Annotated in this window: 13 protein-coding genes and 1 other annotated feature; of the genes, 5 read left to right on the top strand and 8 right to left on the bottom strand. The window is 38.1% G+C overall.

Going from position 1 to position 15,582, the window contains the following annotated elements; genetic code table 11:
- Positions 1 to 321: 321 nt before the first annotated feature.
- Both V7150_RS03230 and V7150_RS03225 read right to left on the bottom strand, forming a co-directional pair.
- On the bottom strand, positions 322 to 705 hold the full coding sequence (locus tag V7150_RS03230; RefSeq protein ID WP_335513533.1) for a hypothetical protein: 384 nt from the start codon (positions 703 to 705) through the stop codon (positions 322 to 324).
- Between the two features lie 124 nt (positions 706 to 829).
- Entirely contained in the window at positions 830 to 1,699 is an 870-nt protein-coding gene (locus tag V7150_RS03225) for a cation diffusion facilitator family transporter (RefSeq protein WP_335513531.1), read from the bottom strand.
- A 441-nt stretch (positions 1,700 to 2,140) separates the two neighbouring features.
- Between V7150_RS03225 and V7150_RS03220 the strand changes: the two genes are divergently transcribed.
- Positions 2,141 to 2,923 (top strand): GNAT family N-acetyltransferase, encoded by a 783-nt coding sequence (locus tag V7150_RS03220; protein ID WP_335513529.1) that lies wholly within the window; start codon positions 2,141 to 2,143, stop codon positions 2,921 to 2,923.
- A 110-nt stretch (positions 2,924 to 3,033) separates the two neighbouring features.
- Here V7150_RS03220 and V7150_RS03215 read toward each other — a convergent pair whose 3' ends face one another.
- The 4 genes from V7150_RS03215 to V7150_RS03200 all read right to left on the bottom strand — a co-directional run bounded on the left by V7150_RS03215 (position 3,034) and on the right by V7150_RS03200 (position 8,100).
- Entirely contained in the window at positions 3,034 to 4,374 is a 1,341-nt protein-coding gene (locus V7150_RS03215; protein WP_335513528.1) for a sodium-dependent transporter, read from the bottom strand.
- A gap of 61 nt (positions 4,375 to 4,435) precedes the next feature.
- Positions 4,436 to 4,658: a binding site (T-box leader), on the bottom strand.
- A 131-nt stretch (positions 4,659 to 4,789) separates the two neighbouring features.
- Complete coding sequence (locus V7150_RS03210; RefSeq protein ID WP_335513526.1) at positions 4,790 to 6,367, bottom strand: Na+/H+ antiporter; 1,578 nt, start codon at positions 6,365 to 6,367, stop codon at positions 4,790 to 4,792.
- 215 nt (positions 6,368 to 6,582) lie between these two features.
- Entirely contained in the window at positions 6,583 to 7,500 is a 918-nt protein-coding gene (locus tag V7150_RS03205; RefSeq protein WP_335513524.1) for a GNAT family N-acetyltransferase, read from the bottom strand.
- 132 nt (positions 7,501 to 7,632) lie between these two features.
- Positions 7,633 to 8,100, bottom strand: a complete 468-nt coding sequence (locus V7150_RS03200) for a DinB family protein (protein WP_335513557.1) — start codon at positions 8,098 to 8,100, stop codon at positions 7,633 to 7,635.
- Between the two features lie 265 nt (positions 8,101 to 8,365).
- Here V7150_RS03200 and V7150_RS03195 point away from each other — a divergent pair, with 265 nt between their 5' ends.
- Together V7150_RS03195 and V7150_RS03190 are read left to right on the top strand one after the other, a co-directional pair.
- Positions 8,366 to 10,393, top strand: a complete 2,028-nt coding sequence (locus tag V7150_RS03195) for a Na+/H+ antiporter (protein WP_335513522.1) — start codon at positions 8,366 to 8,368, stop codon at positions 10,391 to 10,393.
- A gap of 416 nt (positions 10,394 to 10,809) precedes the next feature.
- Positions 10,810 to 11,892, top strand: a complete 1,083-nt coding sequence (locus V7150_RS03190) for a branched-chain amino acid aminotransferase (RefSeq protein WP_335513520.1) — start codon at positions 10,810 to 10,812, stop codon at positions 11,890 to 11,892.
- 81 nt (positions 11,893 to 11,973) lie between these two features.
- Here V7150_RS03190 and V7150_RS03185 read toward each other — a convergent pair whose 3' ends face one another.
- On the bottom strand, positions 11,974 to 12,615 hold the full coding sequence (locus tag V7150_RS03185) for an NAD(P)-dependent oxidoreductase (protein WP_335513518.1): 642 nt from the start codon (positions 12,613 to 12,615) through the stop codon (positions 11,974 to 11,976).
- Between the two features lie 223 nt (positions 12,616 to 12,838).
- Between V7150_RS03185 and V7150_RS03180 the strand changes: the two genes are divergently transcribed.
- Together V7150_RS03180 and V7150_RS03175 are read left to right on the top strand one after the other, a co-directional pair.
- The gene (locus V7150_RS03180) at positions 12,839 to 13,285 is read left to right on the top strand and encodes an Rrf2 family transcriptional regulator (protein ID WP_335513516.1); all 447 of its coding nucleotides are present in this window, start codon (positions 12,839 to 12,841) and stop codon (positions 13,283 to 13,285) included.
- A 179-nt stretch (positions 13,286 to 13,464) separates the two neighbouring features.
- Positions 13,465 to 13,755, top strand: coding sequence for a YggT family protein (locus V7150_RS03175; RefSeq protein ID WP_420490246.1), 291 nt, complete (start codon positions 13,465 to 13,467; stop codon positions 13,753 to 13,755).
- 317 nt (positions 13,756 to 14,072) lie between these two features.
- On the opposite strand, the gene V7150_RS03170 is transcribed toward V7150_RS03175, so the two are convergent.
- Entirely contained in the window at positions 14,073 to 15,038 is a 966-nt protein-coding gene (locus V7150_RS03170) for a quinone oxidoreductase family protein (protein WP_335513512.1), read from the bottom strand.
- Positions 15,039 to 15,582: the final 544 nt, after the last annotated feature.

Genomic DNA, 15,582 nt, shown 5'->3' with positions numbered 1-15,582 from the left:
ATGAAGGACAAATCTTACTATGAAATTACCAAAAAGGGCTTTCATCAACCTTATGAAGGACACATCTTACTATGAAGTTACCAAAAAAGGCTTTCATCAGTCCTTAAAAAATCTGTAATGCATCCTTAACGAATAATATTAAATAAACTTGGCACTATTTATTTCTAATTAACCACATTGAGTCACAAAAAAGCAGAGATAATGGTAATTCCTCCAATCTTAGCTGCTATCACCCCTAGTTTTCTCGTCTGGATTTTATCATATTTAATAAAAAACTCGCCGATTGGCGAGCTTTAAAGGCGAAGACAGTGGCGTTGTTTATCAACGTTCCCCATCTGATACTGATAGTTCCTTTATCTTAATGATCCAATCCTTAAAACTTCCAAATTCATTTGAATTGAACCCGAAATGCGACTTTATTAGGCGGACAGATTCGCTCTCTTGATCATGAAATACACCATCTGAATAGATCAATTGAAAGAGTTCGGTTAAGACGATATATTTCGACCGTTCAGTTGTAAAAATCTTTAAAATATCGTCCATTACCAGTCCCTTTATTTTATAATCTTCAAGCCCCATTTCCTTTTTATATTTGTTAAGAATAGAATTTTCAAATATAGATAATTTCCCATCAATTGCGGCAATCAGATCAGCTAATTCAAGAAACGCTTCTCTTTCCTCTAGCTGAAGTTCTTCTAAAAACATACATACAACTCCTTATAATCTTTGTTTAATTTATACGAATAAAAGCGGATTTAGTTTCAATTATATTAGGACAAGAAAAAGTAGCTTTCATATTTTTGTGTAGGTTAAAAAGGTAAAATAATATCTAATTGGGCTCTACATGGACATGAACATCGTAGACTCCATAATCTTTGATCATTACTTTTTCAACATGTGTAGCTATGTCATGAGCTTCGCGAATATCTAACGTAGAATGAACCAGGATAACCACGTCGATGACTTCGTTATTGCCATAATTTCTTCCTTTGATTTCTTTTATACCTTTCACACCTTCTACTTTTGTAATAGCTTCCTCATAAAGTTGAATCTTATTTTCATCGAATCCATCTGAAAGTTCATGAGATGCTTGCTTAAAAATATCCCAAGCTGTTTTACATATTAATAGCCCTACGATAATAGCCGTTAAAGTATCCAGCCAGGGCATATTTAATTGAGAACCGAAGATCCCAACAGCAGCTCCTATACTTACCCATGCATCGGAAATATTATCTTTTGCAGCTGCCATCAGGGCTTTACTATTAATTTTAGCTGCCAATTTTTTATTGTAACGATAAACAAAATACATAACTATTGCTGAAAAGATACCTGTATAAGCAGCCATCATGTCAGGGGACTCTTTCCCCCCCTGAAACATGGAGATAATTGCATCAGCTAACACCTGTATACCAACGGCTAACATAATAAACGAGGCAACCATTGATGCAATCGTTTCACTTTTCCAATGACCATAACCATGATCTTTATCAGGCGGTCTTTGTGAAATCTTGAGTCCTATAAATACAGCAAAAGAGGCAATGATGTCAGTTGTATTGTTTAGACCATCTGCTTTTAAGGCAGCGGAGTCACTCATATATCCAATTACAAGTTTTAGGATAGATAGGCATATATAAGCAATCATACTGATGATTGCTCCACGTTCACCTAATTTAAGATCCTTATATTTTTGAGTTTCCATTCTTCTTTCCTCCCACCAAAGTACATCCATATGATATCAACTGAAATATAGGTGGGTCTAGAGCAACCTTATTGCATCGTTTTATAAAAGTAGACTATAGATAATAAAGTTTCATACGGGAAAGATTTCTAGAAATATTTAAATGTAAGAAAATCCCAGTCGCTGTATGCAAGAAAATGGAGGGTAAATAGGCTCCATAAATCTATGGGCACCTAATAAATAGCCTCTATTTAAACGACTTTCCCTGAATCCATCATAATGATGACTGGATTTCGAATAATCAATTTGTTTTCTTCATTCATAATATTTCTCTCTCTTCATTGACCTTGCTTTTACTTTTTTTCACTTTACTCCAAAAACCTAACAATATTGAATATTAAAAAAGTCTTGAAATTTTTGTATTGTGTGTATACTCTATTTAAAAGCAAGGAGGGATTTGACGTGATAAGGAAGCTTACGGACCGAGATCATCATCAGGTGCTCGCTTTTTTAAGTGAGGAACCATCTATTAATCTATTTATTATTGGGGATATTGAAGCCTTCGGATATTCATCGGAATTTCAGGAAATTTGGGGAGAGTTTGATGAACAGGACTCGATTAAAGCCGTCCTTTTAAGGTTTCATCAATCTTTTATTCCATATGCTAGGGGAGAATTCGATACAGAGGGCTTTGTTTCTATTATGAAAAGGTATAAGCAGCCTATTTCTTTATCTGGTAAGTCGGATATAGTGGAGAAATTCGAAGCCTTCGATGACCTGCTGCTCGGTAAGAAGCAAGTTACTTTCTTTGCAGAATGCCTCTCGGATGAATTTCTTAGTGCGGGTGATGTCGAGTTTAAAAAAGCCAGTATCGAGAATGTAGATCAAATAATAGAACTTCGCAATTCAATTGAAGAATTTCATATTAGAAGTGATGCACGAGAAATTTTAGTTCAGGGGATAGAATCAAACACAGCAAGAACCTATTATACTGTTGATCATGATATCCTTACTTCATGTGTCTCAACTACAGCAGAGAATTCCATGTCGGCCATGATTGTAGGTGTCTGTACTCGAAAGGAATATCGCAGGCAAGGCCTGGCAACTGCTGTCATGCAAAAATTATTTCAAGATGTCCTAAACGAAGGCAAAACACTTTGTCTTTTTTACGATAATCCTGCAGCAGGCCGCATCTATAAGAGACTAGGCTTTAAAGATATTGGAATGTGGACAATGCATCGCTGATACGTTTACACCATGCAGGCACTATTAATGGTGCCTGACACCCTTTCTACTACCATCGTATTATTAATGGTGATTGAATGGTGTCTGGCACCTTCTATGTCATAAGGGGCTTATCCCCTTATGACATGGTAGCAAACAAACAATATGGCGATTGGTGCTACATAGCGAATGAGGAAAAACCAGATATGGAATAATCCTAGTGGTAATCCCCCTCCTAATGATAATTCCTCATATAGTGCAGACTTTTTTATTTTCAACGGTACAAAAATCGAGATCAATAATGCGCCAATCGGCATTAATACATTACTTACTAAATAATCCGCTGCATCAAAAATCGACTTACCAAACAATAGAACATCACTTAAAACACCAAAGGATAGTGTGGATGGGATCCCAAAAATAAAGATCGCGATTCCAATAATCCAAGACCATTTTGCTCTTTTCTTAACATCTCCTTTTGAGATAACCGAAACAATGATTTCCAGCATCGAAAAGGCTGACGTAAGGGCTGCGAATAAGAATAATAGTAAGAATGCAACAAAAAAGACCATTCCAAATGCCATTTGATTAAACACATTTGGCAGTACATTAAATAATAAAACAGGGCCTGCATCAGGTTTTAACCCAAATGAAAATACCGCCGGGAAAATAGCAAGACCCGACAAAACAATAATAACAATGTTTAATCCTACAATCGAAAAGGCAGAACGAAATAAACTTTCTTCCTTTGATAAATAGGAACTATACGTAACCATAACAGATACACCGACACTCAAGGCAAAGAAGGATTGTCCTAAGGCAAAAAGAATCGTTTCCGGTGTTATTTGCGAGAAATCCGGCTTAAATAAAAAGGTGACACCTTCCATCGCACCTTCTAGAGACAAAGACCGAATAATTAGGACGAGAAAAAGAATAAATAGAACCGGCATCATGATTTGACTTGCTTTTTCGATCCCTTTTTGAACTCCTTTTGCTACGACGATGATCGTAAAGAGCATAAAGATAAACTGCACCGCAACACTTGTAATTGGATTTGAGATGGTCTCGCCAAACAATTGTGCATACTCCGACTGATCGAGCCCATTCAACTGTCCTGAAACTGCTTTCCATATATAACTAATGATCCACCCGCCAATAACGCTATAAAATGAGAGCAAAATAAAACATGTCACAATACCTAAATGACCGATCCAATGCCATTTCGAATGTGGCGCAAGTTCTTTGTAGGCTTCAATTGCATTTTTCTGTGTTTTACGCCCTACCACAAATTCAGCTATGAGCAAGGGAAGGCCCAAAAATAAAGTAAACAAAATAAAGATAAAAAAGAATGCCCCTCCGCCGCTTATTCCAGCAATATAAGGAAACTTCCATATCGCCCCAAGCCCAATGGCAGAACCTCCTGCTGCTAAAATAAATCCAATCTTAGATGACCACTGTTCCGTATTTTTCAAAACATTCCCTCTTTCCATTATGTGCTTAGTAAAAAACAAAAAAAGCCGTCCTACGTGTAAACGTAGGGACGACTTTTATCGCGGTACCACCCTAATTGAGAATATGGCTAACTATTCTCCAGCTTTATTGTCGATATCGGAGACAATCCGTCTTTTCCTTCTAACGGTCGAAAAAGATACTCCAGGAGTGAAATTCATCTTTCTATATGGTACTAGTTTCCACCAGCCACTAGCTCTCTGCAACAGGGATAAAAAGACTACTAAAAACCTATCATCGTATGTCATTAATAATTTTGTAATTATTAGAATAACCTAAAAACCTTGGAATGTATACTTATTTTTTTATTGATTTTCTGCGTAATTTTTTCCAAAACTGATGGAACACAAAAGACTGCCGCCTAATTGTGTCCCAATGTTAATGAGATTCTTCTAATTTCACGAGATTATCTGTTATCTGTTCGTGTTCTTTTGCGGCCACTTCATTTGAAATGATATCTTCCTTTAGAAGAATTTCAATGGCTTCGTGCTGTGCATAAAAAGAATGTTTTTGTAAGATGGTTTGCTGTTTTTCTTTGAGGCCTGGATATTTTTGAAAAAGGAGTTCCATTTCACTCTGCAATTTATCAAGTTCTTGTTCATATTGATGGACGATTTCTTTTGATACAGTTTCCGTTATAAACAAGTTCTTTTTTACTTTATTTATTTCTAATATGGCTGTCTCAAATCGGTGCCCACGTGCGATCAGTTCTTCATACACAACATAACCTTCTTCTTTTTTATTCACACCCAAAAAGGATAACAGCGGTTTGATCGAAAGCCCTTGAACGACTAATGAGAACAAAACCACACTAAAAGCCAGAATCAAAATCTCCTCACGTCCTGTGAAATCTCTTGGCAGGCTCAGAACAAGAGCAATCGATAATGACCCCTTTAAGCCTCCCCAATTAATGATATGCTTCCATGTGTTTGGAAAGTTTTTCACAACAGATAAGCTTATGTAAACGGCAAGACTTCTGGCAATTAATACAATCACAATCGCTAGAACAATCAAACCCCATTTGTCTGTTAGCTTGATTCTCGTTATTTCTAACCCCACCATTAAAAAAACGAGTGAATTTGCAAGTAGCGCTGCAACATCCCAAAAGTTATTAATATTTAACTTGGTCGTTGGACTCATGCCAATTTTTGCACCATAATTCCCCAAGATTAGTGCAGCCACCACAACGGCAATAACCCCTGAGGCATGGACACTTTCTGCGAGTAAGAAAGAACCATAAAAAAGAAGCATGCTAAAAATAATTTCCAAAGGGTAATCATCAAAGTATTTAGTTAAATGAGAAAATCCATAGCCAAGGGCTCCGCCAATAATGAGACCAAGAGAGATTACCTTAATAAATTCCCATAAACCAAGTCCTGCACCTTCGATCCCAAGCTCCAAATAGGTCAGTAAATAAAAAGCGGATATTTTAAATAAGACAACGGCTAATCCGTCATTAAATAAGCTTTCTCCTTCTATAACTGTTGCCAGCCTTTTGTTGACGCCGACACTTTTAAAAATCGATAATACACTCACCGGATCAGTTGCACTCATTAACGCTGCAAATACGAAGGCTGCAGGGATTGAAAAATCTAAAAGCCAAATGGCTAGAAAGCCGATGATGACAAATGATAACAGGGTCCCGCCAAATGCTAATGCAAGAATGGGCTTTTTATTTACTTTAAGGTGGGAGAAAGGAAGTTTTAATGCTGCTTCTCCTAAAAGGGAAGGTAAAAATAAAGTGATAATCACAAAGTTAAATACCTCTCCCTCGGTGATCAATTGTTTTAAAGGTTCTAACACCGGAATATTGACAAGTCCGATGATTGTTCCTACAATGACGAGCGCAATCGGATAAGGCTTTTTAAACTTTTTGGCAATAGCGGTGATTCCAGCGGCAATCATCAATAAAATAAGACCGAGTTCAAATATATAATGTAAATCCAAATCATACACCGGGTGAAATCCCCCTTAATTTGTATCCGTTTCTGCCATCTCTGTTTGGGGGTTATACTTTTTCCACAAAAAGAGTTTTCATCATGATGATTCTAATTAAAGGCAAGAGGATTATTGATGTAAATAGTTTGTCCAAATTATTTTGGATAATTAAAAATATGTCTGAAATTGCGGCCTATTAATTCTGATTAATGATTCGAAAATGTCTTTTTTTGTCAACATTCTTTATTTAAAGTTGGGTTTAAACAATATTGATAGCAGGCTACCCCTTCTACTTGCTTAAAACCTTCATTGATATATAAGGCTTGCGCACGCTCGTTTTCTCCATTTACCGAAAGAATGGTTTTTTTATAGGATTTTTCTTTTGCAAACTGAAGGGCAGCCCTTAAGAGAAGTCTTCCTAAGCCTTTCCCCTGATATTTTGGTAAAATCGCAAGCGGTCCAATATTCATAATCGGGGCATTTTCATATTCGTCTGCTGCTCCCCTTACCACCCCAACAGGTTTTTCCTGATGAAAAAGAATTTTCATGCCGCCTTCAATATAATCGTTACTTGAAATCATCTTCGTAACCATTTCCTTTGTTACAGGCGTCTCATTTCCCTTCAGTTTTGCAAACCCCGCATTTCGAACTTCGCTCCAAATTTGTTCATCTTCTCCTGGTCTAAAAGATTGAATACTGTAACCTTCCGGTAAGCTCCATTCAGGAACATCGATAGCTTCTCTGACAAGCAAAAAGGCGTATCTTTCCACTGAAAAATCTACCTTCTCCATAAGCTCCATTAAAGGTTTATTTTGCAAGGGAATAAAAACGTAAACCTTCTCTAATCCTTCTGTATGCTGTAAGAGAGCTTGCATGAGCTGCTTGTAATATGAGGCGTCTGTGATTTCGGAATGAAAAATTCGAAATCGAGCCCGATTTCCTCGTCGATTATATTCATCCATGATCAGCGAGGCAGCACCAATGATTTTCCCCTCTTGATTGGTCAAAATGTAAGTGGGATTATCAGCATTCGATTCAAATCCCTTTAAATCTTCTTCATATAGAAAGGAATCGTCGACTTCCAATCTATGTTTCCTGCAATACTCAACAAAGTCCTTTACTTTTTCACTTTTCAAATCCTCGACTTTCACGTACAGATCAACCTCCTATAAATAATCTTGGGATGTTAAGAAGAAGTTTTCTTCCTTCTGTCATTTACCGCAAGTACTTTATTTCTGGCTTCGGTTAATCAAATGCCATTTTATTAATTAAGACACAATCCCTCAAACAAGATTCCCTCTATTGACAATCATTTTTTTGATAATACGAATTTGGCCTCTGTGGCTTAGTTCATCCTCAAACACATGAAACCATTTGAAATAATTGTTTGCAGGTCGGTTCCACCAGAACGGGGTTTGTTCAAATAGCCACTTGTCCGGAAGTGTTTTAAATCTCTCGATGGTCATGTTCCTAACTTCAGATAATTCCTGAAGGTAAAACTCGATGGGATTACCTCTAAACTGTTCTCGTCCTATACTGCCTAATTGTATGCCTGGATTCAGCCTTCTAAGTTCATCATCTGTAAAATCCCGATTTTCAAAGGTTTCAATCTGATAGGCCTTCTCGACAGCAGCCATATGAGCTAACAGCATGCCGATTGAATTTGCTTCCTCATCATAAAGAAAGTCTAACTCCTCCACAGTTAAATCTTTTACTGCGTTGATCGTCGTCATCCTCGTATAGTTCATCATCGACACTAACTTACTGAACTCCAAGCCTAATCCATCTTTTTGATCAATTAAATATAATGTTTCATTCTCAATACTCAAACTCTCCACCCCTGTTTTAAAAATATCATGCTATCATATGTATTCTTTTCCCTTTTGAAAAATCCCTTCAACAAACCCAGCTGAAGTTTCGCGCTAAGCATTTGAAATTATAAAAAAGTAAATTTAAACTATTAAGGCGTAGAAGGATACGTTTGCTGCACAATATACATAAGAGAGGAGACACGCCATGGAATTTTTTCTGCTCATACTTTTACTTCTCATCATCATCGGGTTGTCTAGCTTCATCAATCACTTTTTGCCGTTCATACCGGTTCCCCTTATTCAAATTGCACTGGGAGTATTGCTTGCTTCGCTCCCGTTAGGCATTCATATCCCGATGGATCCGGAATTGTTCTTCGTTCTGTTTATTGCCCCCTTACTTTTTCATGATGGAAAAAACGTTTCAAGGCAAGAATTATGGAAATTACGAAAACCGATTTTATTGCTTGCACTTGGACTTGTGTTTGTTACTGTATTCGCGATCGGATACTTAATCCACTGGCTTATACCGTCAATCCCGTTGCCGGCAGCTTTTGCATTGGCAGCCATTCTTTCTCCAACGGATGTCGTTGCCGTGGGGGCCATTTCAAGCAGAGTGAAAATACCGAAAACGCTTATGCATGTACTTGAAGGGGAAGGGTTGATGAACGATGCATCGGGTTTAGTTGCGTTTAAATTTGCTGTAGCCGCAACTGTAACCGGCTTTTTTTCATTAGCAGAGGCAAGCTGGAGCTTTATAGTCATAGCCATTGGTGGTCTAGCATGCGGTGCCATTCTTGCCTTCCTTATTATTCAATTGAAAATTTTTATTAGACGGCTGGGCATGGAGGACGTAACGATTCACATGCTTATCCAGCTTCTCACTCCTTTCGTGATCTTTTACATTATTGAGCATTTTCATCTCTCCGGCATTTTATCAGTTGTTGCAGCCGGCATTGTCCATACTATTTACCGGGATCGTGATCGATCACCTGCGATGCAGCTACAAGTGGTTTCCCAAAGTACTTGGACGGTACTTATTTATATTTTGAACGGCCTGGTATTTGTTCTGTTAGGCTTGCAAATACCAAGTGTAACAAATGAAATTTTTAAAAATCCCCTGTTTAATAATTGGGAAGTAAGCAAATATATTGTTATCATTACGGCTGCACTATTACTTCTTCGCTTCTTATGGATTTATGGAGCGTGGAAATGGGTATGGGCGTTTAAAAAGCAGTTCCAAAAGCCTTCGATAAAAGCGATTGGTACCATTACTATTTCCGGTGTAAGAGGGGCTGTCACTCTAGCCGGTGCCTTTACTATTCCATATGTCCTCGCGGATGGAAGCCCATTTCCTGAACGCGCCTTAATTATCTTTATTGCTGCTGGTGTAATATTGATCACGCTGATTGTAGCGAGTATCTTCCTGCCGATTCTAGCAAGGACTGAAAAAGGAAACACGGAAGAGCAGAGAGAGGAAATGGAACGCTCTGCAATGATCCAGACAATTGATGCTGCCATTCGTTCAATCCGTGAATTGATGAATGATGACAACCGTGAGGCTGCAGTGTCGGTCATCGCGACATATAATCAAATTCGAAATCGCCTTAACAATGTAAGTGATGAATACTCCAAGAAGCTGAAATTAGTGGAAACGGAAATTCGAATGAAAGCTCTTGAAGCGGAAGTTCACTATATTGAAGAAATGAAAAATACTGGACAAATTGACCGAGAAACTGCGTATTTAACTGAAGAACATGTCCAACGAATGATGATCGCTGTTACAAACCGTATGCACTATAGAAGATTGTTCATTTGGTCACTAATTAAAAGAAGTATGTACAAGCTTTTTGTGCCGAAAAATGAGGAACAGCTTAAATATCGTCAAGAAAAATCGAAAAAACTCATTAAACTAAAAGTCAATATGGCCAAAGCCGCTATTCAGTATTTAAAAGAACAAATGACTCCTGAAAATGAACATATCTATTTGGTCATTATTGGAGAATATAATGAAATGATTATGAAATTTAAGCTTGCGAAAAAAGGTGCCGATTTCAGTCAATACATCGAATTGCAAAGAGAATTGCGAGCTAAAGCCTTTCAAGCAGAACGAGATGAAATTCAGAATCTGTACGAAGAGGGAGAAATCACAATCGATGTCATCCGCAAAATTCGTAAACAGATTAATATCAGGGAAGCGTATTGGATGGAAGAAAATAGCGTACATGTACATTAAAAGCTTTAAGACCGTACCTTTATCGTCAAATGATTATTAAAGGTACGGTCTTTTTTTAGTTTAGGTTCATTGGAGCCATAGGAATTGAAGAGTTCTACGTGACCGCATTCTCCTTTTTTCATCCTTTTCGGTCACGTAGAACCGCTCTATGTGACCGCCCTCTCCTTTTTCCAACGGTCTCGGGCACGTAGAACCTCTTTACGTGACCTTCTTCTCCTTTTTCCACCGGTTTCAGGCACGTAGAACCTCTCTACGTGACCGATTTCTCCTTCTTTCATCCTTTTCGGGTACCTAAAACCTCTCTACCTACACCAAAAGTAATGAATATTTAAAAAACTTTCAGGGTTTTACTTGTGTTTTGATTAAATAAAGCGTAGTCTAAAAAATAAATTAGAAAACGGAGATGAGGTGTAGTCATGCAACAAGAAATTGCTTTTATTCAGAGAGAGGAATTAAAGGAAAAGCCCGATACAGCTTCCCTTGGTTTTGGAAAATATTTCAGCGATTACATGTTTGAGATGGATTATCACAGTGAAATCGGCTGGCATGATCCACGGATTGTTCCTTATGCACCAATAACGCTTGAACCGTCTGCAATGGTTTTTCATTATGGACAAGCCATTTTTGAAGGATTAAAGGCCTATAAGAGAAATGATGGTACAATTCAGCTCTTCCGTCCAGAAAAAAATATGAAGCGATTGAACGTTTCATGCGACAGGCTGTGTATTCCCCAAATTGATGAGGATTTTTTATTAGGTGCGATTAAACAATTAATTTTTACGGAAAAAGATTGGATTCCGGAAGGTGAAGGGACATCCCTTTACATTCGCCCCTTTATTTTCTCAACGGAACCCTATCTTGGCGTCCGTCCAGCCAACCAATATAAGCTTCTGGTTATCCTCTCGCCGTCAGGAGCCTATTACGGAACCCAATTAAGCCCTGTTAAAATATATGTTGAAGAGCAATATGTTCGGGCTGTTATTGGTGGAGTTGGCCATGTGAAGACCGCCGGAAACTATGCTGCCGGAATGAAGGCACAAGAAAAAGCCGAGGCCAATGGCTACGCTCAAATTCTTTGGCTGGATGCGAAAGATAATAAGTATGTTGAAGAAGTCGGCAGTATGAATATTTTCTTCAAGATTAATGGCGTAGTGGTAACACCAAGGTTGAATGGCAGCATTTTGCCAGGAGTTACACGTGATTCGGTTATTGAATTATTAAAATATTGGAATATACCTGTTCGTGAAGCGAAAATTTCAATTGAAGAGGTTTTTGCCGCACATGAGCGTGGCGAACTGGAAGAAGTCTTTGGTGCAGGAACAGCTGCCGTTATTTCACCCGTTGGCGAATTAAATTGGGAAGATCGGACAATCACAATCAATGATAATAAAATTGGCCAACTTTCACAGCGTATATATAATGAAATGACCGGAATACAGCTTGGAAAAAAAGAAGATCCATTTAACTGGATAGTTAAAGTGGCCCCGGTTGAAGTTTAAAAAATAGAGCATTCGAATTATAATCCAAAAGATCCAGTTGAAAATGAAACTGGATCTTTTTTTTTAGTCATCCTATATTATCTATTCAACTTCTGAAACTAGCGTAAATCGTTCATTTATGTGTTGTGGGTTTTCGATTTCATCTAACACTGCGATAGCAAAATCTGCATAGCTTACATAACTTTGACCTTGGGCATTGACCATAATTTGATCTTTACCTTTTTGATAAGCACCCGTTCTTTTGCCCTCAGGATTAAAGAATGCAGCTGGGCTGATAAAAGTCCATTGAATATCAGTCGCTTTTTGTAGATCCTCTAGATTTTTTCCTTGATTTAATGCTGTTGGATAATACTCTTTCGGAAAATCAGGAGTATCCATTACACGAATTGTTTTTGCTTCATCTGCAAACAGACTCCCTGCACCACCGACAACAATTAATTTAGTTTGAGGTGCCCCTTTCATTGCCTCTATTAATACTCTGCCTGCATCCACATGAAGATGTTCTTGACCAGGAGCTGCACCAAACGCATTTACAACAACATCGAATACCTTTACATCATCCGATTTTAAGTCAAACACGTCTTTTTCCAATATCGAAACTTGTTGATTTTGGAGTTTAGCTGCGTTACGAACAATTGCTGTTACTTCATGACCTCTTTCAACAGCTTCCTTAAGAATAAGGCTTCCAGCTTTCCCGCTAGCACCTATAATTGCTACTTTCATGTTGAACTCCTCCATTTATACTTAATTTTTATTTGTAACTTAATTGATTACATGTAATAATATAAGTTACAACTATCGTATTTGTCAACAAACTTGCTGAATAATTTTTCAAACAATATTAATGTAACAAGTAGATTAGAAGCTATTCATACTTGCCACTATTTATCATCAATCGTTTATACTTTATAATATAGATATTTCATGTTAAAGGAAGGTGAATTCATTGTCCATCAGTAGCCGTTTCGCTGTCGGAATTCATATACTTTCACTATTGGAGATTAACAAAGGTGGCGTGAGTTCCTCAGAATATATTGCAAATAGTGTAAATACAAATCCAGTTGTGATAAGAAAGATTATGGGTATGCTTAAAAATGCCGGATTGGTAAACGTCAGGCCTGGGATTGCGGGGGCAGAACTAGCGAGGGACTTGTCGGAAATTACACTGCTTGATGTCTATAAGGCTGTTAACGTTGTTCAGGAAAAAGAACTATTTGGCGTACATGACAGTCCGAATCCCGCTTGTCTTGTGGGAAGGAATATTCAAAATACGATTGGCCCCCTCTTTTCTGAAGCACAGCTTGCAATGGAAAAGTCACTAGGAAATGTAACCATTGAGGAAGTAGTAAAGGATTTATTAAAAAAGGAAAATCAAAATAAAGTAGATGATTAAAGTCCTTTGTTAACCAAATAACGTTTTTAGGATCAGGTACCCATATTTTTTAATTTAGAAAAATAAATATTGGTACCTGTATTCTTTTTCACATATATTGAAACCTTATTGGGACATATCCGTATATGTTAGATATCTTTACTATGTTTTGCTTGATAGTAAAAAATGAAAATAGATAGGTGATCAACTTGGGCTTTACCATATTACAAATTGGACAGTATGTATTTGAAGCTTATTATTGGCTAATCTTAATTGCCATTTTTGGCTCCTGGTTTCCTAATTTTCAATCAACAAAAGTTGGCGAATGGGTTTACAAGCTAGTCGAACCTTATTTAAGCTTGTTTAGGCGGTTTATTCCCCCTCTTGGGCCAATTGACTTCTCACCAATTATCGCATTATTTGCTTATCGGTATTTAAGTATATTTGCACTGGAAGGTCTCCGCCAATCATTGAATACAATTGGAGTATAGGAAATTTAGGCGAACAGTGACTGGTACTGTTCGCCCTGGATACTTTTCTCTCGCTTTTTTATTTGGATCGGGTGCCAATAACCCCTATTGGATACTTTTTCCGCTCTCTTAATTCAACGGTACGGGTGCCAACGACCTCTATTAGTTACCTTTATCTTGCTTTTTTCATCGAAGCGGGCTCCAATGACCCCTATTGGATACCTTTTTCTCGCTTTTTTCATCGAAACGGGCTCCAATGACACCTATTGGATACCTTTTTCTCTTTTTTTTCACCGGTTCGGGCTCCAATAATCTCTATTCCCAGACTTACCTGCACATTAAGGAATTAGTAGAATTTTTCCCGTGCTCTTGCGGCTTTCTAGAAAAAGATGTGCTTCCTGTCCATCTCGCAGAGCATATACCGTTGGCTCGGTTACCTTTAATTTTCCCGCCTCCATCCAGCGGAATAACTCGGTCGAACGGTTCACCCTTTCTTCACAAGTGGTAAGCACATTCCATAGATCCCCGCCAGTCAGTGTTTTTGACGTATCCATTAACATTCTTGGATCTACCGGAGCCGGATCTCCCCCTGCCATCCCATAAAATACAACGGTTCCGCCGATACGAGTCACGGCAAAACTGTCTTGGAGCGTTGAACCTACTGATTCATATACCACATCCACGCCTTTTCCGTTTGTTACCTCTAACACTTCTTGCTTCCAATCATCCTTGTACAAGAAAACCTGTTCAGCACCTGCTTCCTTCGCAGCTGCTGCTTTTGCCATGGAAGATGTTATTCCGATTACTTTTCCACCAAGCAGCTTTATTATTTGGACGAGAAGCTGTCCGACACCACCGGCCGCTGCATGCACTAACACAGTATCATCCTTTTTCACTTCATAACTATCCCGCGTTAAATAATGCGCCGTCAGGCCTTGAAGCAATACAGATGCAGCTTCATCAAACGAGATGGTTTCCGGGACTGGAATGGCTTTTTCCATTGGAACTGCAACTAGTTCTGCATTCGCATACGGTACATCGGCAAATGAGATCCGATCTCCGACGTTTATTCCTTGGACATTTGCTCCCGTCTTTTCTACAATTCCTGCCCCTTCATAACCCAAAATATATGGGGGATTGCCTGCAAGATGATAGTTCCCTTTTCTTCTATATATATCTGCAAAATTCAAGCCAATGGCTTTCATCCTTACCAATATTTCATCTGGCCCGATTACCGGATCCGCAATATCAAGATACTCCAGTACTTCCGGTCCTCCGAATGTATTAAACACAAGTGCTTTCATATGTATGACCTCATCCTAATTTAATTTTTCAATACGGTATAATTTAATATGATTGCGATGCGAAATGCAAATTGCGGAAGCTCATTCTGGTACCAATATCGCCGAAAAAAATAGGTGGGGTAAATCTTAAGGGTTCCTTATATTACCCAAAAATTTGTAGTAAGTGTCAGCAGTACAGCTTAACCCTAAATAATATCCTCTTAATGTCGTAAAATTTGTAATAAGCGGCTGAAAATATGTCGTAATTGGAGGATATTCAGTAATAAAGTCTTTCAAGTCCGAGAGATTTCCAATAAAAATCCAGCTAATGTCGTAAGTTTTGAAAAATAGGTAGTAAGTGTTCGGAGTTATGTCGTAAGCACGCAAAAATATGTAATAAGTAGCTGAAAATATGTGGTAATTGGAGTAAAATGCGACGTAGTAGGGAGCTACGTCGACTTTTTTGATTTAAATCCTGGGAAACCACTACGTAGAAAGCCTCTACATCTATGCTTGGGCTTAAAAATTCGAGAAAACCCTACGTATAACGCTTCTACATCGATGT

Source organism: Neobacillus drentensis (assembly GCF_036965245.1).
Lineage (GTDB): Bacteria > Bacillota > Bacilli > Bacillales > Cytobacillaceae > Neobacillus > Neobacillus drentensis_G.
This window is presented reverse-complemented; position numbering and strand designations above follow the sequence as displayed.

Excerpts from the sequence above, each read along its gene's own strand:
- V7150_RS03190 (WP_335513520.1), top strand. The coding sequence starts at position 10,810 with ATGCAACAAGAAATTGCTTTTATTCAGAGAGAGGAATTAAAGGAAAAG.
- V7150_RS03185 (WP_335513518.1), bottom strand. The coding sequence starts at position 12,615 with ATGAAAGTAGCAATTATAGGTGCTAGCGGGAAAGCTGGAAGCCTTATT.
- V7150_RS03230 (WP_335513533.1), bottom strand. The coding sequence starts at position 705 with ATGTTTTTAGAAGAACTTCAGCTAGAGGAAAGAGAAGCGTTTCTTGAA.
- V7150_RS03170 (WP_335513512.1), bottom strand. The coding sequence starts at position 15,038 with ATGAAAGCACTTGTGTTTAATACATTCGGAGGACCGGAAGTACTGGAG.
- V7150_RS03200 (WP_335513557.1), bottom strand. The coding sequence starts at position 8,100 with ATGATGAACTATACGAGGATGACGACGATCAACGCAGTAAAAGATTTA.
- V7150_RS03195 (WP_335513522.1), top strand. The coding sequence starts at position 8,366 with ATGGAATTTTTTCTGCTCATACTTTTACTTCTCATCATCATCGGGTTG.
- V7150_RS03225 (WP_335513531.1), bottom strand. The coding sequence starts at position 1,699 with ATGGAAACTCAAAAATATAAGGATCTTAAATTAGGTGAACGTGGAGCA.